We start from the raw sequence: 25,061 nt of genomic DNA on the forward strand, positions 1-25,061 counted from the left end.
CGGACAGAATGGACAGGAATTCCAATATGAATCAAACATTATTAGTCGAATTATTTACTGAAGAACTGCCACCGAAAGCGCTGGCCAGACTGGGCGAGGCATTTGCCGCCGGGATCGTTGCCGGACTGAAATCCCGTGATTTTTTAGAAGCAGATGCAGCCGCCACATCCTATGCTTCGCCGCGCCGGCTGGCAGTCAGCATCACTCATGTTCGCGCTACATCGCCGGACAAGCAGATGCGCGAAAAAGTGCTGCCTGTTTCCGTAGCGCTGGACGCCAATGGTAATCCTGCCGCACCACTGACCAAAAAACTGGCTGCGATGGGTTTTCCCGATGTGCAGATCAGTCAGCTCGAACGTGCATCCGATGGCAAGGCTGAGAGTTTTTTCTACAGTTATACCAGTGCCGGCTCTGCGCTGGCGCCCGCGCTGCAGAGCGCACTGGAAGAAGCCGTCAGTAAATTACCGATTCCGAAAGTCATGAGCTATCAGCGCCCGGATGGCAATACCGTGAACTTTGTGCGTCCGGTGCACAAGCTGATCGCTTTGCATGGCAACGCCGTGATTCCGCTCAGTCTGCTCGGTCTGCAAAGCGATCGTCTGACAGGCGGCCATCGCTTCCTGTCGCAAGGTCTGGTCACTGTCGCGCATGCCGATGACTATGCAAAGACTTTACAGCTGGATGGTAAAGTCATTGCCTGCTTCAGCGAACGCAAAGAACAGATCCGTCAAACCCTGCTGGCAAAAGCCGGTACCGATCAGGTATTGATGCCGGAAGCGCTGCTGGAGGAAGTGACTGCACTGGTCGAATGGCCGGTGGTATACGAATGCCATTTCGAAGCAGAATTCCTCGCCGTGCCACAGGAATGCCTGATCCTGACGATGCAGACCAACCAGAAATACTTTGCCCTGACAGACAGCAACGGCAAACTGCGTTCACGTTTTCTGATCGTCTCGAATCTGGAAACGGCAACACCGGAACACATCATTCAGGGTAATGAGCGCGTAGTGCGTCCGCGTTTGTCGGATGCTAAATTTTTCTTTGAGCAAGACAAGAAAAAAACACTGGCATCCCGTCTGCCGCTGCTGGCCAACGTGGTATATCACAACAAGCTCGGGACCCAGGCAGAACGCACTCAGCGCGTCAAAACCCTGGCTGGAAAAATCGCCGCAACGCTGCACAGCGACGTTGCACTGGCTGAACGTGCAGCCTTGCTGGCGAAAACCGATTTGCTGACCGATATGGTCGGCGAATTCCCTGAACTGCAGGGCATCATGGGCACTTACTATGCCCGTCACGATGGCGAGCATGAAGAGGTGGCTGCCGCCGCATCCGAGCACTATCAGCCGCGCTTTGCCGGAGATACCTTGCCCGCTACCGATACCGGAACTGCCGTGGCACTGGCCGACAAACTGGAAACACTGGTCGGTATCTGGGGTATCGGTCTGCAACCGACAGGCGACCGCGATCCGTTTGCACTGCGCCGCCATGCACTTGGCATCTTGCGCATGCTGGTGGAAAAACGCCTGCCTTTATCTATCAGCACCCTGTTGAATAACGCAGTCAGTTTATTTGCGGCCAACAGTCACTTTAAAGACCCGACCGCTGACGTCCTGAATTTCCTGTCCGACCGCCTGCGTGGTCAGTTGCGTGAACGCGGATTCTCTCAAACCGAAGTGGAAGCCGTGGTAGCGCAGCAACCGGACACGCTCGATACCATCGTCGAGCGCCTGCAGGCAGTCCAGGCATTTGCTGCTTTGCCGGAATCGGTTTCGCTGGCTGCGGCCAATAAGCGGATTACGAATATTCTCAAAAAAGCAGAAGGCACTCCGGGCGAAATCAGTCCGGCGCTCTTGCAGGAACCGGCAGAGCAGGCACTGGCGCAGGCGATGGCCGATGTCCGTCCGCAAGTGGATGCAGCATTCGCCAGCGGTGATTACACGGGTGCCTTGAAAACCCTGGCAGCATTGCGTTCCGGTGTGGACAGTTTCTTCAATGACGTGATGGTGAATGCCGAAGACCCGGCATTACGCAATAACCGTCTGGCATTGCTCGTCAGCCTGCACCGCCTGCTGAATCAGGTTGCTGATATTTCCAAACTCGCAGCCTGAGATTGTTTATGAATTTAGCTACAAGGACGCCGGAATGAAACTCATCATTCTCGACCGCGATGGTGTCATTAATCAGGACTCGGACGCCTTCATCAAATCACCGGATGAATGGATTCCGATTCCCGGCTCGCTGCAAGCCATTGCACGACTGAACCAGGCAGGTTACCGGGTGGTGGTCGCGACCAACCAGTCCGGTATCGGTCGTAAATTATTTGATATGGCCACCCTGAATGCGATTCACCAGAAAATGCATCATATGGCGCAACAGGTCGGAGCGACGATTGATGCGATTTTCTTTTGCCCGCACATGGCGGATGATAATTGCGATTGCCGTAAACCCAAACCCGGTATGCTGCACGAAATTGCCCGCCGCTATGACCAGCCGCTCAAAGGCGTGCATACGGTTGGCGACTCTCTGCGCGACCTGCAGGCAGGTTTTGTGATGGGCTGTATCCCGCATCTGGTCTTGACCGGAAAAGGCCAAAAGAGTTTGGAAAAAGGCGGCTTACCTCCGGGTACCGAACTTTATCTGGATCTGGCCACAATGGTTGACAAATTATTGGCATCCCCGCCTTCTGACACACAGACAGCGGCCTGACCGCACATTCTGGAGTATTCATGCTTCGTATTATTCAGTTTATCCGCTCCCTGATTTTCTTACTGATCATGATTGCCGCCACCGTGATCTGGGCGCCAATCAGTATGCTGTTTGCATTCCTGCCGTATAACCAGCGTTACTACATCACCTCGCGCTGGAATGTGTTTATCATCTGGGCCGCCAAAGTCATCTGCGGCATTCATTACCAGACCAAAGGGTTTGAGAATTTCCCGGATGCGCCGGTGATCCTGCTGGCCAAGCACCAGTCTGCCTGGGAAACCATTTTTTTACTGATGGCCACACCGCGTCCGCTGGTATTTGTGTTTAAAAAAGAAATTACGTACATCCCTTTCTTTGGCTGGGCGATTTCATTGCTGCGCATGATTCCGATCGACCGCAGCAAAGGCAAGGACGCGTTTGCGCAGGTGGTCGTACATGGCAAAAAGCGGCTGGCTGATGGTCAGTGGATCATCATGTTCCCGGAAGGCACCCGGATTGCGGTCGGCAAAAAAGGAAACTACAAAGGCGGCGGCGCACGGCTGGCGGTGGAAACCAATACGCCGGTTGTGCCGATTGCGCTGAATTCCGGCGAGTGCTGGCCCAAAAATTCCTTTATCAAAAAACCAGGAACAGTGACCGTCTCGGTAGGAAAACCGATTTCACCTGAAGGGTACAATCCGGTCGAACTGATGCAGCAGGTAGAAAACTGGATCGAAGCGGAAATGCGGGTGATCTCCCCGGATGTCTACCGACAAGAACATTCCTGACATCTGCCATACAGCCTGCATCCGCTAATGATGCAGGCTTTTTTTGACCCGAAGCCTGCACAAAATCCTGACTTGGTATACATTGACCGGCGTATTTGATTTTTTTCTCCGGCACATTGATATGGCGTCACGCATTCAGACTTTGGGCAAAGCAATTCACTCCGCATTGCAACTGGATTTATTCAGTGACCTGCTGACTCCAGAAAAACTGCGCACCAAACTTCAACCTCCTTCCGATATCATCCCCCGCAGCAATGCCGGACCGGAATTGACGCTCACGCCAACCACGCCACAATCTGCGCGCCAGCGTCAGATTATGCTGAAAGACATGGTTGTTGAATATGAGTTGCAACGCTCCAAACGGCGCAGTATCGGATTTCTGATCAATGATCACGGCTTACGCGTGACTGCGCCGCGCTGGGTCAGCATTGCAGATATTGAACTGGCGATCCACGACAAGCAGACATGGATTTCACGCAAGCTGAGCGAACGGCGGCAACGGGCTGAGCGCCGCATCGAGCCCCCCATGCAATGGCGCGATGGCGCCAGACTGCCGTTTCTGGGGCAAGACATTATCCTGAAAATTGCTCCGGCATCGACAACAGGAACCCATTTCAGTCAGGCTACCGGCGAACTCATCATTAACATTCCTAACGGGGCCACGGAACAGCAATTGAAAGACCGGGTGCAGGCATGGTTGCAGCAACAGGCGCGGCATGAATTCATGCAACGGTTACCGGTGTTTGCCGAAAAACTGAATGTCCGCTATCACAGCATGGCACTGTCTGCCGCAACGACCCGCTGGGGCTCGTGCACCACGCAAGGAAAAATCCGGCTGAACTGGCGCCTGATTCATTTTTCGCCGCTGATCATCGACTACGTGGTCGCTCATGAACTCGCACACTTGCGGGAAATGAATCACAGCCCGCGTTTCTGGGCAACGGTACAATCCGTGTTCCCCGATTTTGAGGTCGCCCGCCATCAGCTGCGTCAGCATGCAACGGCCGATCTCCCGGTCTTTTAAGTATCAGAAATATCCCCCGAAGCACATTCTGCTGCGGGACAGGTAATGCAAGCAGTTTGATCCAGTTTCATTATTCACGAATCACCCGCAACGAAAGGACATCCAATGAGAATTTTACATACCATGCTGCGCGTCGGCGATCTGCAACGTTCAATCGATTTTTACACCAAGGTGTTAGGTATGCATTTACTGCGCCAGTCCGATAATCCCGAGTACCAGTACACGTTGACCTTTCTGGGTTATGGCAGTAATCCGGAACATGCCGAGCTGGAACTGACGTACAACTACGGCGTGGAAAAATACGAGCTGGGTACCGCTTACGGTCACATCGCCATTGCCGTGCCGGATGTGCATGCCGCCTGCGAAAGCGTGAAAACACGCGGTGGTCTGGTGACCCGTGAAGCAGGTCCGGTGAAGGGCGGAAAAACAATCATCGCTTTCGTGCAGGATCCGGATGGCTATAAGATCGAACTGATCCAACGCACGTCAGAAGTCCGGCTGTAAGCGGCTGGTCTCAGAGCACCGGGAAACACAGATCAGGTCTCTGTTTTCCGGTGATCACGCAGACGCACGACTTTAAGTTCTTTCCCTTCTTCTGCTTGTTTCGCCTCATGGTTCATGGCTTTCATAACAACAATCAGACTCAGGATAAACAGCAAAGCTAACCCGGTGAAAATGCTGGCCCACATGATGCAAACTCCGGTGAGTTGAGATATCTATTTATATAACCCCCGGTGTTCACCGGTCAATCAGACTCTCTCCTGCCAAAGCTGTTTGGCAGCCATTTTTTGCATTCTTTAACGATTCACCGGCTAATCGCCCTGTTCTCAGACGTGACCATGTCTTCTGAAGTAAGAAATCAGGCCGCAGGTAGATGTATCGAGCTGCGCATCGTAAGCCTGATCGCCCATGATCGCCGGTAACAGGCGGTTTGCCAGTTGCTTACCCAGTTCCACACCCCACTGATCAAAGGAGTTGATGCTCCAGATCACCCCCTGCACAAACACTTTATGCTCGTACAACGCCAACAGCATGCCAAGCTGAAACGGGTCAAGACTAGGCATCAGAATCGTAGTGGAAGGCTGGTTCCCGGCGAATACCTTGTGCGGCAATAAACGGGCAATCTGGGCTTCCGTCAGTCCTGCCTGCGTCAGCTCTTCACGTGCCTGCGCTTCGGTTTTGCCAAAAGCAAGCGCCGCGCTTTGCGCCAGGCAATTTGCCAGTAGAGGCGCCTGATGGCCTGGTAATGGATGATCGCTGGATGCCGCCACCACGAAGTCACAAGGAATCAGCCAGCCGCCCTGATGCAGCAGCTGAAAGAAAGCATGCTGCCCGTTGACTCCGATCTGTCCCCAGACAATCGGGTTCGCACGGCAGGTCAGCGCTTCGCCGTCGCGGCTGACTGTCTTGCCGTTCGATTCCATTTCCAGTTGCTGCAAAAATGCCGGCAAATGACGTATCGATTCATTGTATGGCAGGATGGCGCTGGTTTCCGCACCGAGAAAATTGGTATTCCAGATGGAAATCAGCGCCAGCAACACCGGCAGATTTTTCTCCAGCGGCGTTTTCCGGAAATGCAGATCCATAGTTTCTGCACCGGACAGCAAGCGCTCAAATCCATTCATCCCGATCGCCAGCGCCACAGATAAGCCGACCGCTGACCAAAGAGAATAACGCCCGCCGACCCAATCCCAGATTTGCAGGATATTGTCATCCGGAATACCGAATTCATGCGCCTTGCCAGGACTTGAGGTGACGGCAATAAAGTGTTTGCCAATCGCCCACTCCTCCATGGCGGCCGCCATCAGCCAGGTGCGTGCAGTCTGTGCATTGATGCTGGTTTCCTGAGTGATGAATGTCTTGGATGCGACGATAAACAGTGTGGTGCGCGGATCGAGTTTTTCAAGCAGAGGGGCCAGATGTGCGCTGTCCAGATTCGAGACGTAATAAAAGTGCAGATTCGGGTGCTGATACGCTGACAGCGCGCGGGTTGCCAGTTTAGGTCCCAGATCAGAGCCGCCGATGCCGATATTGACCACATTCTGTATCGCATCGCCTTTGAAACCTCGCCATAAGCCGCTGCGAACCCGCTCAACAATGTCCCGCATCTGTTTGCGTACCGCTCTCACTTGCGGCATCACGTCGTTTTCAGCATCAGGAAATGGCTTGAAATCGGAATAACGCAAAGCAGTATGCAATACGGCACGGTCTTCGCTGATATTGATTTTCTCGCCAGAAAACATCCGGTCACGCCAGCTTTCCACATCGGACAAACGAGCCAGCGCCAGCAGGCTTTGCAAGGCGGGCTGATCAATGCGTTGCTTGGAATAATCCACCAGCAAACCATCAAGCTCTGCGGAAAAATGTTCGAACCGTTGCGCGTCTTCTGCAAACAAATCCCGCAAATGCTTGCGTTCAAGGCGTTTCTGATGCTGTAACAAAGATCGCCATTCAGGCGTCAGCGTAATATTCATGGGTGCAATCCGTCTCAGGTGAGCAAACAAAAATTACTGTACAACGCTTCCGGCAAAAGGGGTTACGACGTTGAATGCGTCAACATCCGCGCCAGATTCACATATTGTTCCAATGCAACCGTTTCCGGCCGTGACTGCGGATCAATTCCTGCCCCGGTCAGTTGCTGCTCGGTAAACATTCCGGCGACACAGTTACGGATCACCTTACGCCGCTGCGAAAAAGCTTTGGTTACGACAGCTGCCAGATCCGCCTGCGCACAATCCAGCACTTCCGCCTTGGGGATCATACGGACAATCGCAGAATCCACTTTCGGCGGCGGATCAAATGCTTCGGGGGGAACGATAAACAGCAGCTCCATGTGGTAACGCCATTGCAGCATCACGGACAGGCGCCCGTAAGCCTTGCTGCCCGGCTCCGCCACCATGCGCTCGACCACTTCTTTCTGCAGCATGAAATGCTGATCTTCGACGATGCCCGCGATGTCGGCCAGATGAAACAGCAAAGGACTGGAAATGTTATAGGGCAAGTTACCGACTACCCGCAATTTCCTCCCCGGTGTTAACGGTATGGAACTGAAATCAAATTTCAGCGCATCTCCTTCATGAATAATCAACTTTTCAGGAGGGAAATTTTTTTTAAGGCGGGTGACCAGATCCCGATCCAGCTCAACCACATGCATCTGTGGCAATGCGTCCAGTAACAACGTGGTCATCGCCGCCAGTCCGGGGCCGATTTCCACCATCACTTCGCCGCTTTGCGGATGGATTGCGCGGATAATCTGGCTCAATACGAGCTGATCGGTCAGGAAATTCTGCCCGAAACGTTTTCGTGGAATGTGTTTCATTTTTTAATATTCGTCATTGCCATGGCAGCTGCAGTGCGCAGTGCCACCTGCATACTGCCGGTATCAGCGTGTCCGACACCTTGTGCTACCAGATCGAGCGCTGTTCCATGATCGACCGAAGTCCGGATCAAGGGTAAGCCCAGCGTGATATTGACACCCAGTCCAAAACTGGCGTGCTTGAGTACAGTCAGCCCCTGGTCGTGATACATTGCCAGCACACAATCTGCCTGCGCCAGATATTTTTGCTGAAACAGCGTATCTGCCGGATAAGGGCCGGAAACCTGCAGTCCGAGTGCCTGCGCCTGAGCGATGACGGGGGCGATGATTTCGATTTCTTCCCGTCCCAGATAGCCATTTTCTCCGGCATGCGGATTTAATCCGGTCACCAGAATACGCGGATGCGCAATTCCCATTTTCTGCTGCAAGTCTGCGTCAATAATTTGCATAGTACGCAGCAGCTCATCGGATCGGATCGCATCCGGCACATCTCTGAGTGGCAAATGCGTGGTTGCCAGCGCCACCCGTAACGGCTGTGAAAGTTGAGGATTGGCATCGCAGGCCAGCATCATCACCACCTGCGGTGTCTGCGTTTTTTCTGCCAAGTATTCGGTATGACCGCTGAACCGGACTCCGGCTTCATTAATGGTACTTTTCTGCAGCGGCGCGGTCACGATGGCATCGCACCATCCCTGTTGCACGCTCTCCACCGCCACATCCAGCGTCTGCAGCACAGCACGGCCATTGCGCGGATCAAGCTGACCGGCAATTACATGGGCATTCAGCGGACAGTCAATCACCGTTACACGCTGCTGATCTGTAGCGGGCAAGCCGGCGTTACGCATGGCCTGCAGGGAAATGCCCATCAACCGTATCGACGGATCAATTTCATTTGCCAGCATCGCCAGATAAGCCGCATCACCAATCAGCACCGGCCGCATTTGCTGCCGCAAAGCCCAGGCAGCACGGATAGAAATTTCAGGACCGATCCCTGCCGGTTCTCCTACTGTGACCGCGATCACCGGCATTTTGGAATCAGGCATTATTGATCTTCCGCACGGTATTCGACATAAGTGCGGTCACGCAACTCACGCAACCAGTCCTGTTGCGCTTCATCTGCTTTGCGCTCGCGCAACACCTGCCGGGCAGCCATGCGCTGGCGGTCTTTCGACTGATCTTCCGTCTTGCGTTCCAGCACCTGAATCAGGTGAAAACCAAATGGTGACTGCACAGGATCACTGATTTCGTTGACTTTCAGCTTATTCATCGCCTGTTCAAATTCAGGCACCGTGTCGCCAGGATAAATCCAGCCCAGCTCACCGCCTTTAGCAGCGCTGCCATCTGCAGAAAAGGATTTCGCCATGTCTTCAAATGTTGCGGCCTTGCTTTCGATTTTCTGTTTCAGTTCGACCAGTTTCTGGCGCACTTCCGCCTCGGTCACAATCTGGTTTGCCTTGATCAGGATGTGACGTACACGGGTCTGCTGCACAGTCGCAGCGCCATTCTGGGCATCGCTGGCGGCGCGTTTGCCAGCGAGCTTCAAAATATGAAAGCCATTCGGACTGCGGATAATTTCGGAGAATTCGCCGACCTTCAGTTTATTGATGGCATCGACAAATAATTGCGGAATTCTGTCCTGTTCGCGCCAGCCGATCTCCCCACCTTTCAGCGCCTCGCCACTGTCGGAGTATGTCACTGCCAGCTTGGCGAAATCACCGCCGGAACGCAGTTTTTGCACAACTTCTTCCGCACGGTTGCGGCGCAGGGCAATTTGTTCTGCAGTTGCATTTTCAGGAATGCGCACGAGGATATGGGACAGGTTGACTTCCTGTTTGCCTGCTTTGGCGCTGGCTTCCGCGGCCAGATAACTATCGACTTCTGATTCGGTGATGATGATCTTGCTATCCACCTCACGATCGCGGATACGCTGCATCATGATGTCGTCACGGATCTCTTCGCGGAAACGGGCATAGGATGTACCCTCACGTTCAATCTGATTTCTGAATTCCTGCAGGCTCATCTTGTTTTGTTCGGCCATGCGCTGCAATGTGCGATCCAGCATCACATCATCGACGCGCATGCCGTTTTCTTTCGCTAGCTGCAGCTGCGCCCGGTCAATAATCATGCGCTCCAGCAATTGCTTCTGCAGGTCGGCACGATCCGGCAACGCCGTTCCCTGCGCTTTCAGACGACGCTCGACGGAAGCCATTCGCTCGTTCAGTTCCTGCCGGGTAATGATCTCGTCATTGACAACCGCAACAATATTGTTCACCAGTTGTGCTTTGGGTGATTTCGATGGAACAACCGATTGCTGGGCAAAAACAGCCTGACTGGCCAGCAGACTTGCTGAAACAGCGATGGCGGAAAAAAGTGTGCGTTGTTTCATGTGCAGTAAATGTCGCATAATGTTCTAAAACTGGTTAAGCAATGCTGCCGGAACAGCGCATCCTTCCGGCGCAAAAGCTGCAATATACACGTTGGTACGTATTTCACAAACAAAGTTTCCTGATATTACCAAGAGGCAATCAACGTCCCTACGGCTGTCCTGAATCTGTGTCTTCGTTCCGGCACCGTTTCGGTCACACTCGTTCAGTTCAGCGCTCGGAAATCGGCTGATAACCGGAAATATTCCGCTTCAATGCTTCAATCGGGTTATTTCCGACACCCAGCCGCGCCAGTCCGTTCAGTTCCAGCTGAATCGAAAATCCGGTATTACTGTTGATACTATCGATCGCAAACCGCTGCGCCACAAAACGCAACGACCAGCAATCTGCCTTGTATTCAAATCCAGCCAGACCATCCACAATCCGTTTATCCATCAATGAGTAGTTCGTCCGACCAACTGCATACCAACGATTGGCTAGCGGCCATTGCCCGGAAAAGTCAACCTGCTCCAGTGTATCGCGCTGAAAACGGTACGCCAGATTCAGCACTTTTTTAGGTTCCGGATGCCAGCTGACGCCATAGGTTGCACGAACCGATTGATGCGTACTCTGACTGATCTGCAAGGCGGTTTCAGCGCTCAGCGTATCAAAAATTCTGCCATCTGCAGTCAGAAGCAAATCTGAGCGGCCAGGATTTTTTACGCCATCCAAGGTCACTCTCTGCTTACTGAAATTGAATCTCTGCCCAATCGCCAGTTTTAACCGTTCTGCCCCATCTTCTTCGAGAAAACGGGAAATCAAAGCTAAGGTTACCTGATTAGCATCACCAATCCGGTCTTGTCCTGTAAATCGGTTCGCGCTAAAAATCTGCGTAAAATTAAAATCCGCAATGGCGCTGTCAAAATTCGGCAATCTACCCTGACGATGATACGGGGTATTTACATAAAATATTCTTGGCTCCAAAGTTTGCGTCGCCGTTTTCTCGAACAACTGACTGGGGCGTTCAAAAATCAAACCACTGTCAAGGGAGAAAGTTGGGATTTCCAGCTGGTAAGAGGGATTCTGCTTTTTCCTCGGATTGACCAGTTCATATTTGCTTGCATGCAGGGAAATTTTGGGAATCACAAAATACCCCGGCCGAATCAGCGGCAAAGAAAGCTGAGGAGTCACGACCAGGCGATCCCCCTGAACCAGCGTCGGATGCTGAAAACGTGTCCATGTACTGTCAAGCGTCCAGTCAAACCCCATTAAGTCATATTTTTCAGCATGAAACTGCAATTCAGGGGAACGGCTATACGGGAGAGCAATCGGCGTTGTCGCCGTCACATCCTGCAAAACCTGATAGCCGGTTGTACGCAAAGACGTATTCCAGAATGCGCCATAATAAGTCAGGCTGATATCACGCAGCAGCAGACGTTGCGCGGTTTTGGTGATCGAGTTCGAAAAATCGGATGGGTAATTATCATCCGATGCAGAATTCAGATTCCATTCGAGCCGCAACTGCGGCGTCAGCTGCTGCTGATGGACGGAAGTCAGCGCGTAGCGATTGGAATTGGTCAGACGATCGTTGGCCATCCCTTCAATACTCGTTTCACCCCGATATGTTTCACCGAGATAACGCCCCTCAGCCCCCAACTGCAGGCCACGACGGGAAATCAGCTTTGGATATAAAGTCAGGTCGCGGTTTGGCGCAATATTGAAATAATACGGCAATGCGAATTCAACGCCGCCTTTCGACGAGGCACCGACCACGGGCGGCAAAAACCCGGAGTGACGCGCACCGGACAACGGGAAAGTCAGCGATGGCGTCGCCAGGATTGGCGTTCCCATAAAATACAGCACCGACTTCCCGGCAATGCCAGTATCAAGCCCGGTATCGAGATTCAGTGTATCCGAACGCAGGTACCAGTCAGGATTCAACCCTTCGCAGGTACTGTAAGTACCATTGTTGACGATAGAACGTTCTTCATCGAGAAAATCAATACGCTCTGCGTTACCCTGCGCATTGTTACGCAATAATTTATAGACGGGATTAACGACATTACCGGCACCTGAATCGAGCTGCATACGGACACTGTCACCTTTATAGCAATCTCCATTACGCAGCATACGGACGCGGCCTTCCGCTGTCACTTCGTCTTCCAGAAAGCTGTAGCTGGCCCGGTCAGCATTGACCTGCGTACCACCTTTGAGAATTTCAACTTCATGTTCGAAATGGATGAAACGCTCCGGTCTGCCCCAGAATTTCCCGGATTCAATCAGAGTCGGCGCATTTTTATCGTCGGGTTGTTTTTCCTGCTGCAGCATCTTGTAACTTTGCTGACGCAGCAGCCTGTCCTCTTCAAAACTCTGAGGGGTAACGCTCTGCGCCTGGGCCTGGGCAAAAAAAGCGGGCACAAGTACCGATGCAACAATCGCCGGGATAGTAGGAAACAATAGCGGTGAGTGAGATAATACGGGTTTCCTGCGCATGAATTCAGAAGTCAGTAAGCGTTTTGGCAAGCATTCCGGACAGTGTCATCAGATCATCCGCCAGAAATCAATCGTCTATTATAGGTGAAATGCTGTTAAAACCGCCTGAACATTACGCACAAACAAACTCGCTCATTTTTCTCATGTCACTCAACACGTCCTCAATTATGCAACCGGCTTCGGAACAAAAAGAACAGCGCCGCCTGGCTTTAAGTATCTGGCTGGCGCAGAAAAGCGCACAGAATTTACAGCTGACCAGTATGCGGCCAGCATCGGCAGATGCCAGCTTCCGTCAGTTTTACCGGATAGATACGAGCTCCGGGGAAAGCGTGATTGCTGTGGACGCACCACCAGCAACAGAAAATTCCACCGCTTATCTCAACATGGCAAAACTTCTGAAAGCGGCACATTTATCCGTGCCGGAGGTGCTGGAATACGACCTGGAGCAGGGTTTTCTGCTGGTGACCGATCTGGGAGCCCACACCTATGCCCACGTTCTCAATCACGATACGGCACATCAGTTGTATATGGATGCGATTGAGGCGCTGATTCTGCTGCAGACACAGAGCCAGCCTGATGTGCTGCCTGAATATGACCGCGCATTTTTACAGCGCGAGCTGCATATTTTTACTGAATGGTATATCGGCAAACACCTCGGAGTGACGCTCACTGACGCACAGAATAAAACTTTAAATACCGTATTCGACCATCTGCTGGCGAGCGCGCTGGCGCAACCCCAGGTATATGTGCACCGTGACTTCCACTCCCGCAATCTGATCTGGATGGCAAAGGGTAATCCCGGTATCGTTGACTTTCAGGATGCGGTCTATGGTCCGCTTACCTATGATCTGGTGTCGCTGTTGCGTGATGCGTATGTGCAGTGGGATGAGGAAATGGTGCTCGACTGGGCGATCCGCTATTGGGAAAAGGCGCGTCGTGCCGGGTTACCTGTGCCACAGGATATCGACCATTTTTACCGTGATTTCGAATGGATGGGCTTGCAGCGTCATCTCAAGATTCTGGGCATTTTCGCCCGCTTGTCCCATCGTGACGGCAAGGATACTTATCTGAATGATATCCCGACCGTGATGGACTATGTTCGCAAGACTGCCCATCGTTACAAAGAGCTGGTGCCATTGCTCCGCTTGCTCGATGAGCTGGAAAATACTGCGCCACAAGTCGGCTACACGTTCTGAGGTGGAAACCATGAAAGCCATGTTACTTGCCGCGGGACGCGGTGAACGGATGCGCCCCCTGACCGATACCTGCCCGAAACCGCTGCTCAAGGTGCGCGGACGGCCGCTGATTGTCTGGCACATTCTGAATCTGGTCAAAGCAGGTATTACTGACATCGTCATCAACCATGCCCATCTGGGCCACATGCTTGAGGATGCGCTGGGTGATGGTTCGCAGTACGGTGCGCGACTGCTTTACTCTGCAGAGCAACAGGCGCTGGAGACGGCAGGCGGCATCGCCCAGGCATTACCGCTGCTGGGTGATGCACCATTTGTCGCCGTATCCGCAGATATCTACATTCCCCATTTCGATTTCAAAGAGTGCCTGAATACGCTGGAAGATAACGATCCCTGGGGCAACCCGCATGCTCCGGATCAGCGCGACATCGCCTGGCTGTATATGGTCAAAAATCCGTCCTTCCACCCGACCGGGGACTTTGCCATGACGCTCATGGGTTTATCCAATGAAGGGACGCCGCGTCATACGTTTGCCAATATCGGCGTCTACCGGCCTGAGATGTTTGCCAGTATCCGCCCGGGCGATCATGCAAAACTGGGGCCCCTGCTGCGTGAATTCATTGATGCCGGACGGGTCGGTGGCGAATTGTACCGCGGCGAGTGGCATAATCTGGGCACTCCGGAACAACTGAGCGCACTCAATGCACCGCTATTCCCGCATCAGCAGTCATGAGCACGGTACCGGCAAATCTGCATGGCTACCAGCAGCGCCGCCAAGCGTTGATGACGCAAATGGAACAACGGGGCGGCGGCGTTGCGATTATCCCGACGGCACGTGAGTGGATACGGAACAACGACAATCATTTCCCGTTCCGGCATGACAGCTACTTTTATTACCTGTCCGGCTTTTGTGAACCGGAAGCAGTCATCGTGCTGACAGTCCGTCATGGCCGGCAGCAATCCCTGTTATTCTGTCGCGAAAAAAATCCTGACCATGAAATCTGGGATGGCTACCGCTATGGCCCGCACGCCGCACAAGAGCTGTTCGGCTTCGACCATGCATACCCCATTGCCGATCTCGATGCCTGTATGCCGGATATTCTGTCGGACACACCGTATTTGTTTTACAGCTCGGGCAATACGCCGCATCTTGATCCGTCTTTACAGCAATGGCTGCAAGCCGTGCGCGAACGCAGCCGTTCCGGTGTTCTGGCGCCGCACACGGTGATCGATATCCGTCCGCTACTCAATGAAATGCGCTTATTCAAAGACACGCATGAAGTTGCGCTGATGCAGCGCGCAGCAACGATTTCTGGCCAGGCGCATCTGCGTGCGATGCAGCATGCGCGCCCCGGACAATTTGAATACGAACTTGAGGCAGAGTTATTGCATACCTTTCGCCGTCATGGTGCACAATCGCCAGCCTATGGCGCCATTGTGGCCAGCGGCGCCAATGCCTGCGTACTCCATTACCAGAACAATCAGTCTCAGATCCGTGACGGCGAACTACTCCTGATTGATGCAGGTTGCGAATTCGACAGTTATGCTGCCGATATCACCCGGACCTTTCCCGCCAATGGCCGCTTCAGCAAAGCGCAACAAACCCTGTATGAACTGGTGCTCGCAGCACAACAGGCAGCACTCGACTGCGTCCGCCCCGGTGTCCGCTACATGGATGGTCATCATGCCGCCGTGCGCGTGCTGACGCAGGGCATGCTCGATACCGGATTGTTAAACAAAAATCAGGTCGGTGACGTCGATGACGCCATTGCCAGTCAGGCTTACCGCCAGTTTTATATGCATGGCACCGGGCACTGGCTAGGACTGGACGTGCACGATGTCGGCCAGTACCGCGAGCCGGATCAGCAGGGTGACGAGCGTCCTTACCGTCACCTGGAACCCGGCATGGTTATGACGATTGAGCCCGGACTTTACGTCCGTCCGGCAGAGGGTGTTCCCGAAATTTACTGGAATACCGGTATCCGTATTGAAGACGATATTCTGATCACGCCGGAAGGGTATCTGAACCTGACCCGGGATACGCCAAAAACAGTGGCCGAGATTGAGTCGGAAATGCGTCAGCACACCATGTGTTCATGAGGAAATCATGCCAGCAACGATGAATGATTTTGATATAGCCATCTGCGGCGCAGGTCCGGTCGGACAAGTGCTCGCCTTGTTATTGCAGAAACATGGCATTGCAGCACAACGCATCGCCTTATTCGATGCCAAAACCAGTGCCCAGGTGGAACAGGATGCGCGCACGATTGCGCTGTCCTACGGCAGTCAGCAAATCCTGCAGATGGCGGAATGCTGGCCGGTACGGGCAACTGCTATCCGTGAAATCCATGTCTCCCGCCGCGGCTATTTTGGCCGCACGCTGATCCGGGCTGAAGAACACCAGGTACCGGCACTCGGTCAGGTTGCCTGTTACGGCGACATCATCCGCCCGATGCAGGCTGCACTGGTTGCCACCGAGGTGCAGCAATTCCGGCCATGTCTGGTGGAAAACCTGGAGGAAGCTGACGATCACGTGCGACTCAATCTGTATCAGCCCGCAACGAACACCCGTTTCTGCAAAAGCGCCAATATTGTAGTGCAAGCGGAAGGTGGCACATTTTCAGACCAGTCGCAGCGATTGCAACGGCACGATTACCGGCAAACCGCCCTCATCGCCCATGTAGAATTTGAGCAACCCCGTCCTGGTCGCGCATTCGAGCGTTTCACAGAACAAGGTCCGCTGGCGCTGCTTCCTCAGGATCAGGGCTATGCGCTGGTCTGGTGTGTCCGCCCGGCACGGGCGGAGCAGCTGATGAGTCTCAGCGATACGAATTTCATCCAGGCGTTGCAGCAGGAATTCGGCCAACGTATGGGTAACCTGGGCAAGATATCCGCCCGCTCGGCTTATCCTCTGGGCCTGAATGCGCAAGCCCAGGCAACGGCACGCACGGTCTGTATCGGCAACGCCGCCCAGACCCTGCATCCGGTTGCCGGACAAGGGCTGAATCTGGGGCTGCGCGACGCTTATACGCTGGCGCAATGTCTGAGCAGGCAAGGCAATAATGCTCAGAACGTGTTGCAGCAATTCCTGCAGCAAAGACGCACTGATCGCCAGCTCACCATTCGGCTGACCGACACGCTAGCACGCATTTTTGCACAGGATGAGTACGCGTCGCTGACGCAGTCAATGCTCGGTCTCGGGCTCGGTATGCTGGACATGGTTCCTCCGCTTAAAAAAGTTCTTGCCGGACACATGATGTATGGCTGGCGCTAAACTGATCCCCTTAATCCCCTTGATCCCCTTTAACCTCTGACAAACAGGAAAATCAATGAAATTACGTACCAAACGACGTTTGCTGAATTATGGCCGGCTATATAACTACCAACTGGCCACCGTACTGAATGCCGCTTTTGAGGAATTCAAAGCCGATTTCATTCAGGAAGGGGAATCCGTCTCTGACTCACAGGAAGCCTTAAAAAAACTGGGCAACAGCTATCGTTACTTTAAAAAATTCAGCCTGCGTTTTGTCATTACACGCTGAAATAGCATGATAGCAAGGCGGCGCAGCACATCGCCGCCCTGCTGTCTCTACACTGCACCGGATCTGCCGGTCGCCGATCAGGGTGCATGCCGAGCATCCCGCGACGGCATATCAGACAAGCAATCAGCCGATCGGCAAACCACTGACCGGCTTGATTTCCTCCATACAAATCATCGACCGCAGCGATGCCACTCCCGGCACCTGCATCAGAGTATCCGTCAGAAACAAAGACAAACTCTTCAGATCAGCCGCCACCACTTTCAGGATGTAATCAAAATCTCCGGAAATCGTGTGGCATTCAATAATGTTGGGGAACGCCATCAGTTGCCGTTCAACTTCCCTGACGTTGCGGAATTGTTCACGGTCCAGTGAAAGATTGACGAAAGCCATCACTCCCAGCCCTACAGCCTGAGGTGCCACCTGCGCCACATAACCGCGTATCACCTTTTTTTCTTCCAGCGTCCTGACCCTGCGCAGGGTTTGCGGTGCAGACAAATGTATTTTTTCAGCCAGATGCAGATTGCTGATACGACCATCATCCTGCAAGTGCCGCAAAATACTTAAATCATAATTATCCAACTTGACCTCTTTTCGCAGACATTTTTTCAGTTATTTTCTCATTTATTTTATATAAAACTTTATTTTTGAAATAAAAATACTTTTTTTAAATCAAAAGAGAAATTTTATTTCCAATTAAATCGAATCAACAACACATTTAGCAATCTTATTATCACCGGGTCTGGCTACAATGAATATCAGGACTCGTTGTTTTGGAAAGCAGGTTTTGCTTGAGGCTTTTGCGAAATGTGGAAAAATTTCGCAACAGCTTCCGGACATGCCTCAGATGCTTTATCTCTGGCTAAGTTCAATGACGATGTTCCAGACAGATCAATCAACATCACGGAGAACATCATGGTGACCTTCATCGGCACAAAGGAAATGCAAACCCATTTACGCCAGGTACGGCTTGAAACCGCGATTACGCGAATGGCGGAAATGATCAGGGAAGACTATCTGCGCTGGAGCAGCTTTGATAAATCAGCCCGTGTTGCCAATCATTCCGAGATTGGCGTGATTGAATTGATGCCAATTTCGGATGGAAAAAATTATTCATTCAAGTATGTGAATGGCCACCCGAAAAATACTCAGGCCGGTTTGCTGACGGTAACCGCTTTCGGTGTACTGGCGGATGTCGCCACCGGCTATCCCCGCTTGCTGTCAGAACTCACGCTCACGACCGCCATCCGTACGGCAGCGACGTCTGCCCTTGCCGCACGCTACATGGCACGACCAGACAGCCGCAGCATGGCACTGATCGGCAACGGTGCGCAAAGCGAATTTCAGGCTATCGCTTTTCATACCATGCTGGGGATTCAGGAATTGCGCGTCTTTGACGTTGATCCGGCAGCGATGGATAAACTGGTACGAAACCTAAGCGCCTATCCAGCACTGCGCGTAATTCGTGCCCGCTCGGTGGCAGAAGCCGTTAAAGGCGCGGATATTGTCACGACTGTGACGGCAGATAAAACCAATGCCGTCATCCTGACCGCAGAAATGATTGAATCGGGCATGCATATCAATGGCGTTGGTGGCGATTGCCCGGGAAAAACCGAGCTGGATGCCGGGATTTTGCAAAACGCACGGGTTGTGGTTGAATACGAACCGCAATCCAGAATAGAAGGTGAATTACAGCAGATGCCGGCTGATTTTCAGGTCACTGAGTTATGGCAAGTGCTCAACGGCGATGCAATGGGACGCGAGAATGCACATCAAGTCACGGTATTCGATTCAGTCGGCTTTGCACTGGAAGATTTTTCTGCCATGCGTTATCTGGAAAAATACGTTGTGCAGAAAAATTCCCCGGTACTTGATCTGATTCCGGAAATGCTGAATCCCAAAGATCTGTTTGGCATGGGAATGAACGGCACGATTGCCTCTACACAGTCACCGGTCAGTTTCGCAGCCCCTGCAGTACCGATACACGCAGTACACGCTTAATTTTTACTATCACGATCCATCATCATAAGAATGAAAACTATTTCCATCATCGGGGCGCCAACAGATGTCGGCGCCAGCGTCAGGGGTGCAGGCATGGGGCCTGATGCTCTGCGGGTAGCAGGACTGAATGAAGCGCTGGAAGCGCGCCAGCTCAGCGTCATTGACCACGGCAACCTGCATGGCCCCGCCAATCCCTGGGAACAGCCGGTGAATGGTTTGCGCCACCTGACACAGGCCATCGACTGGAATCAGGCAGTTTATGATGCTGTCAATGAAGCTTTGCTGAATGGGCATTTGCCGATGATGCTGGGCGGTGATCATTGCCTGGCTATCGGTTCAATCAGCGCAGTAGCGGCCCACTGTCGGCGGGTCGGGAAAAAATTACGCGTTTTATGGTTTGACGCGCATGCCGACAGCAATCTGTCTACCATCAGCCCGACCGGTAACATTCACGGTATGCCAGTCGCTTGCCTGATGGGGCACGGCCCCAAAGAACTGATCGCTTATTCGGGTGTCACCCCCGCTATTCAGCCCGCAGACATACGGCTGATCGGTATCCGCAGTGTGGATGCCGGAGAGAAAAAATTCATCCATGATATGGGCATGCAGGTTTTCGACATGCGCTACATCGACGAATACGGCATGCGCAATGTCATGAGTTCGGTGCTCGCAGGGTTAGACTCTGACACCCACCTCCATGTCAGTTTCGATATGGATTGCCTGGACCCCGGAATTGCTCCGGGTGTCGGTACGGCAGTGTTAGGCGGCCCAACCTACCGCGAAGCACAGCTCTGCATGGAAATGATCGCCGATACCGGATTGCTGGCGTCGCTCGATGTGGTGGAACTGAATCCAGCGCTGGATGTCCGTAATCAGACTGCTATTCTGGCAGTCGACCTGATTGAAAGCCTGTTTGGGAAATCCACACTGGTCAGAATGTGAGTTGTACAAAAAAGCCGCTGATACAGCGGCTTTTTTGTAGCATTTTGCTTATTTCTTCCCTCCGGATGGCGTACCATTGGTCTGCCCCCCCATATTCGGAGGGCCCATGCCGGTTGTTTTAGCACTCATCAGATTTTGCTGGTTTTGCTTGTCCTGCTCCTGTTGAAAAGCAATCTGTTTCTCTACTGCCTTATTGTTTGCAACGATAAAATCTTCAGTGGCCTTTTTCCATTGCTCCTGACGCTGCATCAATTCATTCAGTGTTTTCTTTGCATCACTTGCAGCAACTGCATATACTTTATCCATGCGCTGTGTTGCCGCATCCATTTCATCCTCATTCATAAGACGTTCAATATCTTTAGGAATAATTTTTCCAGCCGGCAAAGAATTCGTCAGATTTTCAGCGAACCGGTTATAACAATTTGTCCAGGCTGAAAATTCATTTTGTACTTTTTTAATTTCCTCATTGGTTTTAGACACTTCAGGAATAACTGGTGTACCACACTGAAATGCACTCAATTGCACCTCTTTGCCATCAAACTGACTGGTGTAGTACAAAATTTTCTCCCGGTTGGCGGTACGGTCAGCGATTAACTTCAGAAATTCTTTACCTTTGACATTTCCTCCCATGGCAGACTGCCGGAAATACTTTTCTGCAATCTGTTCATCTCTTTTCACACCATCGCCATACCAGTAAAGCTCTCCCAGCGCTTCCTGAGCGTCCGCATTCCCATTCTGTGCCAGCTTGTTGTAAATCGGAATCGCATGTCCAAAATCCTTTTTCTCCGCCAGTCTGGCGGCTTCTGTCAAATCATTCGCAAAAGCCAAGCCTGCAATACTCGATAAGAAGGTAATACTGATCCATCGTTTCATACAACTTCCCCCGATTGAAATGAAGTACTGTGATTTTTATAATCCACGAATTCAAACAGCGTCATAAATGAGATTCAAGAAAATTTTTCAGAATACCCGGATAACTATGCTGTCAACTGACAATGAGTTTTCTGCATTTCTCAGTTACGTTGAATCAACATGGATGTATTAATATATTAGTACAATATTCCATTGATTGGAAAAATTGAATGCCTTTAATGCACTAAAAATTGGCAACTGACTTCCGTTAAGACGTACTGCCAGTCCATTGATTGCATACAAATTTTCATTCATAAAAAAAACCTCCTGCGAATACAGGAGGTTTCTGAAGGAAAAAGAGCGGATACGCAGATTACTCGACCGCTTTCACCATATCCTCAATGACTTTTTTGGCATCGCCAAAGACCATCATGGTTTTGTCCATGTAAAAGAGTTCATTGTCCAGACCGGCATAGCCGGAAGCCATGGAGCGTTTGTTCACGATCACCGTTTTTGCCTTATAAGCTTCCAGAATCGGCATACCCGCAATCGGTGATTTCGGATCTTTGGCAGCAGGATTGACCACATCATTCGCCCCCAATACCAGCACCACGTCAGCCTGTCCGAATTCACTGTTGATGTCTTCCATCTCGAACACCTGGTCGTACGGAACTTCAGCTTCGGCCAGCAACACATTCATGTGCCCCGGCATACGACCGGCAACCGGATGAATCGCATATTTGACGGTAATACCTTTGTGCGTCAGCTTTTCAGTCAGTTCTTTCAGCGCATGCTGGGCACGAGCGACCGCCAGTCCATAGCCCGGGACGATAATCACGGTTTCAGCATTGCCAAGTAAAAAGGCCACATCGTCCGGAGAACCGGATTTCACGTTCCGCTGTACCTGCGTGCCAGCAGATGCTGCCGCTGCCTCGCCACCGAAACCGCCGAGAATGACGTTAAAGAAGGAGCGATTCATTGCCTTACACATGATGTAGGACAGGATGGCGCCGGAAGACCCTACCAGTGAGCCAGCAATAATCAGCATCGAATTATTGAGCGAAAAGCCAATCCCGGCAGCAGCCCAGCCAGAATAGCTGTTCAGCATCGAAACCACGACCGGCATATCAGCACCGCCGATAGGAATGATGATCAGCACACCCAATACAAAAGCGATGGCCGTCATCAGCAAGTAAGGTATCCATGCTGGCTGAGCGCTGGGTGCAAAGCAGAAGATCAGGCCGAAACCGATCATCGCCACTGCCAGCAACAGGTTCAGCATATGCTGACCGGCAAAGCTGACCGGCGCGCCCTGAAATAAACGGAATTTATATTTGCCGGACAACTTACCGAAGGCGATCACGGAACCGGAAAAAGTAATCGCACCGACAAATGTACCGATAAATAATTCCAGCCGATTGCCGAACGGAATAGCAGCATCACGTGCAGTGATATTAAAAATCCACGGCTCAGCCACAACCGAAACGGCAATACAGACGGCAGCCAGACCGATCAATGAGTGCATCGCAGCAACCAGTTCAGGCATTTTGGTCATTTCGACCCGTTTCGCCAGCGTTGCACCAATACCGCCGCCAACAATCACTCCCAGCGCCAGCAAACCGTAACCCAGACCGCTGCCCGCCGCTTCGTTTTTAAGTTTGACGATCAGTGCCACTGTGGTGAATACTGCCACCGCCATACCGGCCATGCCAAATGCATTGCCGCGACGCGCAGTCGAGGGATGAGACAGACCTTTTAATGCCTGAATAAAGCAGACGGATGCAATCAGATACAGCATCGTAACGAGATTCATGCTCATTATTTGCTCTCCCTCGCGTTTGTTTTGCTCTCTTTTTTCTTGAACATTTCCAGCATCCTCTGAGTTACCAGAAATCCGCCGAAAACGTTAACTGCGGCCAATGCCACGGCAACGGTTCCCATGATCTGCGCCAGCAAACCTTCCGTTAAGCCGGCAGCCAGCATGGCACCGACAATGATGATGGCGGAAATGGCGTTGGTGACAGCCATTAAAGGCGTATGCAACGCCGGAGTGACCGTCCACACCACGTGATAGCCGACATAAATGGCCAGCACAAAGATGATGAGATTGGTAAGGGTATGACTAACTTCCATGGTGTCCTCTCTGTTTTTTGGATTAAGACATACAAATCAGTTCAGATGCAGCGCGCCCGGCATGATGAATCACTCCCATCGCAGTTTTGGATCAGATGACGGAATGATATTCAGCGGAAAGCGGCTGCATATGCGCTTCAATTACTCCTTCAGACCAGTGATCTGGTTTTTTGCGTTAACAAAAACCACTTTCGGCTTGTACCCGCTGGTTTCCTGTTCCGTCATCGGGGCGTAGGTACAAATGATCATCAGGTCGCCCAGCTGTACACGGCGGGCTGCGGCGCCATTTAATGAAATTTCACCGCTGCCACGTTTGCCTTTAATGGCATAGGTGGAAAAACGCTCGCCGTTGTTGACGTTGTACAGCTCGATCTGTTCGTTCTCGATGATATTCGCAGCGTCGAGCAGATCTTCATCGATACCACAGGAACCTTCATAGTGGAGATCGCACTGGGTCACAGTGGCGCGATGAATTTTGGCGCGGAGCATATTTCTTTGCATGATGTTTCTGCTTTCTGATACCTTTTACTCAAATACAGTTTATTTCTGAAGTTATTTTTTCAACACTTCGCCACCGGCGCACAGCAAAGTGGCGGCGACAATCTCATCCTCGCGGTTGATCGCAAGCTGCGCATCCTTGTCGATAATCAGCTTCAGAAAATCCAGCACGTTGCGGGCGTACAGTGCAGAAGCATCTGCCGCCACCAGTGTCGCCAGGTTCGGCTCGCCGATGATATGCACACCATGTTTCGTGACTGTCTTTCCGAGTTCGGATAAAGGACAGTTACCGCCCTGCTCTACCGCCATATCGACAATCACAGAGCCCGGTTTCATTGCCTTGACAGTTTCTTCCGAGATCAGCACCGGTGCTTGACGACCTGGAATCAGCGCTGTGGTGATGATGATGTCGGCCTGTTTCGCACGCTCATGCACCAGCGCAGCCTGACGCTGCATCCATGCTGCAGGCATAGGACGCGCATAACCGCCGGTTCCTTGCGCAATCTCACGCTCCTCATCGGTTTCATAAGGAACGTCAATGAACTTTGCACCCAGAGATTCCACCTGTTCTTTGACAGGTGGACGGACATCGGAAGCCTCAATCACGGCACCGAGACGCTTTGCCGTCGCGATCGCCTGCAAGCCTGCAACCCCGACGCCCATAATCAATACCCGGGCCGCCTTCACGGTTCCGGCGGCGGTCATCAACATAGGCATGAAACGCTGATAGGTATTCGCGGCCAGCATCACCGCTTTATATCCGGCGATATTTGCCTGAGAAGACAAGACATCCATAGACTGCGCACGGGTGATCCGCGGTGCAGCTTCCAGTGCAAAGGCGCTCAGACCATGTGCCGCCATGGTGGCAATATTTTCTGCATCAAAGGGATTCAACATACCGATCAGAACGGTGCCAGACTTGATCAAAGCCCGCTCGCCTGCATCAGGAGCCCGCACCTTCAGCACCAGTTCGGCACCGAATGCGTCGGCAGCCGAACCCAGCTGTGCGCCGGCTGCCAGATAAGCTTCATCCGTGATACTCGAGGCCACACCAGCACCAGACTGCACAATCACCTGATGTTTTGCAGCAACGTACTTCTTGATGGTTTCCGGAGTTGCCGCAACGCGCGTCTCTCCGGGCCGAGTCTCGGCGGGAATGCCGATTTTCATAGATTTGCTCCCTGATTAAGTGAATAAAATCGTTCATCACACGCACCCGGTTTCACAGCGC

Annotated in this window: 24 protein-coding genes; 12 read left to right on the forward strand and 12 right to left on the reverse strand. The window is 52.3% G+C overall.

What is annotated here, in order from left to right; all coding sequences use genetic code 11:
* Positions 1-26: 26 nt before the first annotated feature.
* The 5 genes from glyS (at position 27) to gloA (ending at position 5,004) form a co-directional block, all read left to right on the forward strand.
* Positions 27-2,111: a glycine--tRNA ligase subunit beta gene (gene glyS, locus HV832_RS06230; RefSeq protein ID WP_176802693.1), complete on the forward strand. Its 2,085-nt coding sequence runs from the start codon at positions 27-29 to the stop codon at positions 2,109-2,111.
* 34 nt (positions 2,112-2,145) lie between these two features.
* On the forward strand, positions 2,146-2,709 hold the full coding sequence (gene gmhB / locus HV832_RS06235) for a D-glycero-beta-D-manno-heptose 1,7-bisphosphate 7-phosphatase (RefSeq protein ID WP_176802694.1): 564 nt from the start codon (positions 2,146-2,148) through the stop codon (positions 2,707-2,709).
* 20 nt (positions 2,710-2,729) lie between these two features.
* Positions 2,730-3,476: a lysophospholipid acyltransferase family protein gene (locus HV832_RS06240; protein WP_176802695.1), complete on the forward strand. Its 747-nt coding sequence runs from the start codon at positions 2,730-2,732 to the stop codon at positions 3,474-3,476.
* Between the two features lie 121 nt (positions 3,477-3,597).
* Positions 3,598-4,500 carry a M48 family metallopeptidase gene (locus HV832_RS06245; protein ID WP_176802696.1) on the forward strand — a complete coding sequence of 301 codons (903 nt, stop codon included), beginning with the start codon at positions 3,598-3,600 and terminating at the stop codon, positions 4,498-4,500.
* Between the two features lie 105 nt (positions 4,501-4,605).
* The gene (gloA, locus tag HV832_RS06250) at positions 4,606-5,004 is read left to right on the forward strand and encodes a lactoylglutathione lyase (RefSeq protein WP_176802697.1); all 399 of its coding nucleotides are present in this window, start codon (positions 4,606-4,608) and stop codon (positions 5,002-5,004) included.
* A 32-nt stretch (positions 5,005-5,036) separates the two neighbouring features.
* On the opposite strand, the gene HV832_RS06255 is transcribed toward gloA, so the two are convergent.
* The 6 genes from HV832_RS06255 to HV832_RS06280 all read right to left on the reverse strand — a co-directional run bounded on the left by HV832_RS06255 (position 5,037) and on the right by HV832_RS06280 (position 12,597).
* Positions 5,037-5,189 (reverse strand): hypothetical protein, encoded by a 153-nt coding sequence (locus tag HV832_RS06255; RefSeq protein WP_176802698.1) that lies wholly within the window; start codon positions 5,187-5,189, stop codon positions 5,037-5,039.
* 138 nt (positions 5,190-5,327) lie between these two features.
* Complete coding sequence (gene pgi, locus HV832_RS06260; protein WP_176802699.1) at positions 5,328-6,974, reverse strand: glucose-6-phosphate isomerase; 1,647 nt, start codon at positions 6,972-6,974, stop codon at positions 5,328-5,330.
* Between the two features lie 62 nt (positions 6,975-7,036).
* Positions 7,037-7,819, reverse strand: coding sequence for a 16S rRNA (adenine(1518)-N(6)/adenine(1519)-N(6))-dimethyltransferase RsmA (gene rsmA, locus HV832_RS06265; RefSeq protein WP_176802700.1), 783 nt, complete (start codon positions 7,817-7,819; stop codon positions 7,037-7,039).
* A complete protein-coding gene (pdxA, locus tag HV832_RS06270; RefSeq protein ID WP_176802701.1) occupies positions 7,816-8,859 on the reverse strand; it encodes a 4-hydroxythreonine-4-phosphate dehydrogenase PdxA in 1,044 nt (347 codons plus the stop codon). Before pdxA ends, rsmA begins: the two co-directional genes overlap by 4 nt.
* The gene (locus HV832_RS06275; protein ID WP_223827210.1) at positions 8,859-10,202 is read right to left on the reverse strand and encodes a peptidylprolyl isomerase; all 1,344 of its coding nucleotides are present in this window, start codon (positions 10,200-10,202) and stop codon (positions 8,859-8,861) included. Before HV832_RS06275 ends, pdxA begins: the two co-directional genes overlap by 1 nt.
* 208 nt (positions 10,203-10,410) lie before the next feature.
* Complete coding sequence (locus tag HV832_RS06280; protein ID WP_176802703.1) at positions 10,411-12,597, reverse strand: LPS-assembly protein LptD; 2,187 nt, start codon at positions 12,595-12,597, stop codon at positions 10,411-10,413.
* 218 nt (positions 12,598-12,815) lie between these two features.
* On the opposite strand from HV832_RS06280, the gene HV832_RS06285 reads away from it, so the two are divergent.
* From HV832_RS06285 to HV832_RS06305, 5 genes are read left to right on the forward strand one after another with little or no spacing between them, the layout of a single operon-like run.
* Entirely contained in the window at positions 12,816-13,868 is a 1,053-nt protein-coding gene (locus HV832_RS06285) for an aminoglycoside phosphotransferase family protein (RefSeq protein WP_176802704.1), read from the forward strand.
* A 10-nt stretch (positions 13,869-13,878) separates the two neighbouring features.
* Positions 13,879-14,598 (forward strand): N-acetylmuramate alpha-1-phosphate uridylyltransferase MurU, encoded by a 720-nt coding sequence (gene murU, locus HV832_RS06290; protein WP_176802705.1) that lies wholly within the window; start codon positions 13,879-13,881, stop codon positions 14,596-14,598.
* Complete coding sequence (pepP, locus tag HV832_RS06295) at positions 14,595-15,965, forward strand: Xaa-Pro aminopeptidase (protein WP_176802706.1); 1,371 nt, start codon at positions 14,595-14,597, stop codon at positions 15,963-15,965. The genes murU and pepP overlap by 4 nt, the downstream gene beginning before the upstream one ends.
* Before the next feature lie 7 nt (positions 15,966-15,972).
* Positions 15,973-17,139 (forward strand): FAD-dependent monooxygenase, encoded by a 1,167-nt coding sequence (locus HV832_RS06300; protein ID WP_176802707.1) that lies wholly within the window; start codon positions 15,973-15,975, stop codon positions 17,137-17,139.
* A 55-nt stretch (positions 17,140-17,194) separates the two neighbouring features.
* Positions 17,195-17,407, forward strand: coding sequence for a hypothetical protein (locus tag HV832_RS06305; RefSeq protein ID WP_176802708.1), 213 nt, complete (start codon positions 17,195-17,197; stop codon positions 17,405-17,407).
* Positions 17,408-17,530: 123 nt separating this feature from the next.
* Here the strand turns inward: HV832_RS06305 and HV832_RS06310 are convergent, their stop codons facing one another.
* Entirely contained in the window at positions 17,531-17,986 is a 456-nt protein-coding gene (locus tag HV832_RS06310) for an Lrp/AsnC family transcriptional regulator (protein ID WP_176802709.1), read from the reverse strand.
* Positions 17,987-18,319: 333 nt separating this feature from the next.
* Between HV832_RS06310 and HV832_RS06315 the strand changes: the two genes are divergently transcribed.
* Positions 18,320-19,405 (forward strand): ornithine cyclodeaminase, encoded by a 1,086-nt coding sequence (locus HV832_RS06315; protein ID WP_176802915.1) that lies wholly within the window; start codon positions 18,320-18,322, stop codon positions 19,403-19,405.
* A 30-nt stretch (positions 19,406-19,435) separates the two neighbouring features.
* Positions 19,436-20,347 (forward strand): arginase, encoded by a 912-nt coding sequence (gene rocF / locus HV832_RS06320; RefSeq protein WP_176802710.1) that lies wholly within the window; start codon positions 19,436-19,438, stop codon positions 20,345-20,347.
* A gap of 48 nt (positions 20,348-20,395) precedes the next feature.
* Here rocF and HV832_RS06325 read toward each other — a convergent pair whose 3' ends face one another.
* The 5 genes from HV832_RS06325 to HV832_RS06345 form a co-directional block, all read right to left on the reverse strand.
* The gene (locus tag HV832_RS06325) at positions 20,396-21,220 is read right to left on the reverse strand and encodes a tetratricopeptide repeat protein (RefSeq protein WP_176802711.1); all 825 of its coding nucleotides are present in this window, start codon (positions 21,218-21,220) and stop codon (positions 20,396-20,398) included.
* Positions 21,221-21,572: 352 nt separating this feature from the next.
* On the reverse strand, positions 21,573-23,018 hold the full coding sequence (locus HV832_RS06330) for an NAD(P)(+) transhydrogenase (Re/Si-specific) subunit beta (protein ID WP_176802712.1): 1,446 nt from the start codon (positions 23,016-23,018) through the stop codon (positions 21,573-21,575).
* Positions 23,018-23,332: an NAD(P) transhydrogenase subunit alpha part 2 gene (locus tag HV832_RS06335; RefSeq protein ID WP_176802713.1), complete on the reverse strand. Its 315-nt coding sequence runs from the start codon at positions 23,330-23,332 to the stop codon at positions 23,018-23,020. The genes HV832_RS06330 and HV832_RS06335 overlap by 1 nt, the downstream gene beginning before the upstream one ends.
* A gap of 141 nt (positions 23,333-23,473) precedes the next feature.
* Positions 23,474-23,833: an aspartate 1-decarboxylase gene (gene panD / locus HV832_RS06340; protein ID WP_176802714.1), complete on the reverse strand. Its 360-nt coding sequence runs from the start codon at positions 23,831-23,833 to the stop codon at positions 23,474-23,476.
* Between the two features lie 51 nt (positions 23,834-23,884).
* Entirely contained in the window at positions 23,885-25,000 is a 1,116-nt protein-coding gene (locus HV832_RS06345) for a Re/Si-specific NAD(P)(+) transhydrogenase subunit alpha (RefSeq protein WP_176802715.1), read from the reverse strand.
* Positions 25,001-25,061: the final 61 nt, after the last annotated feature.

Origin of the sequence: Cognatundibacterium oligocarboniphilum, from assembly GCF_013377855.1 — a bacterium.
GTDB lineage: Bacteria > Pseudomonadota > Gammaproteobacteria > Burkholderiales > Burkholderiaceae_D > Undibacterium > Undibacterium oligocarboniphilum.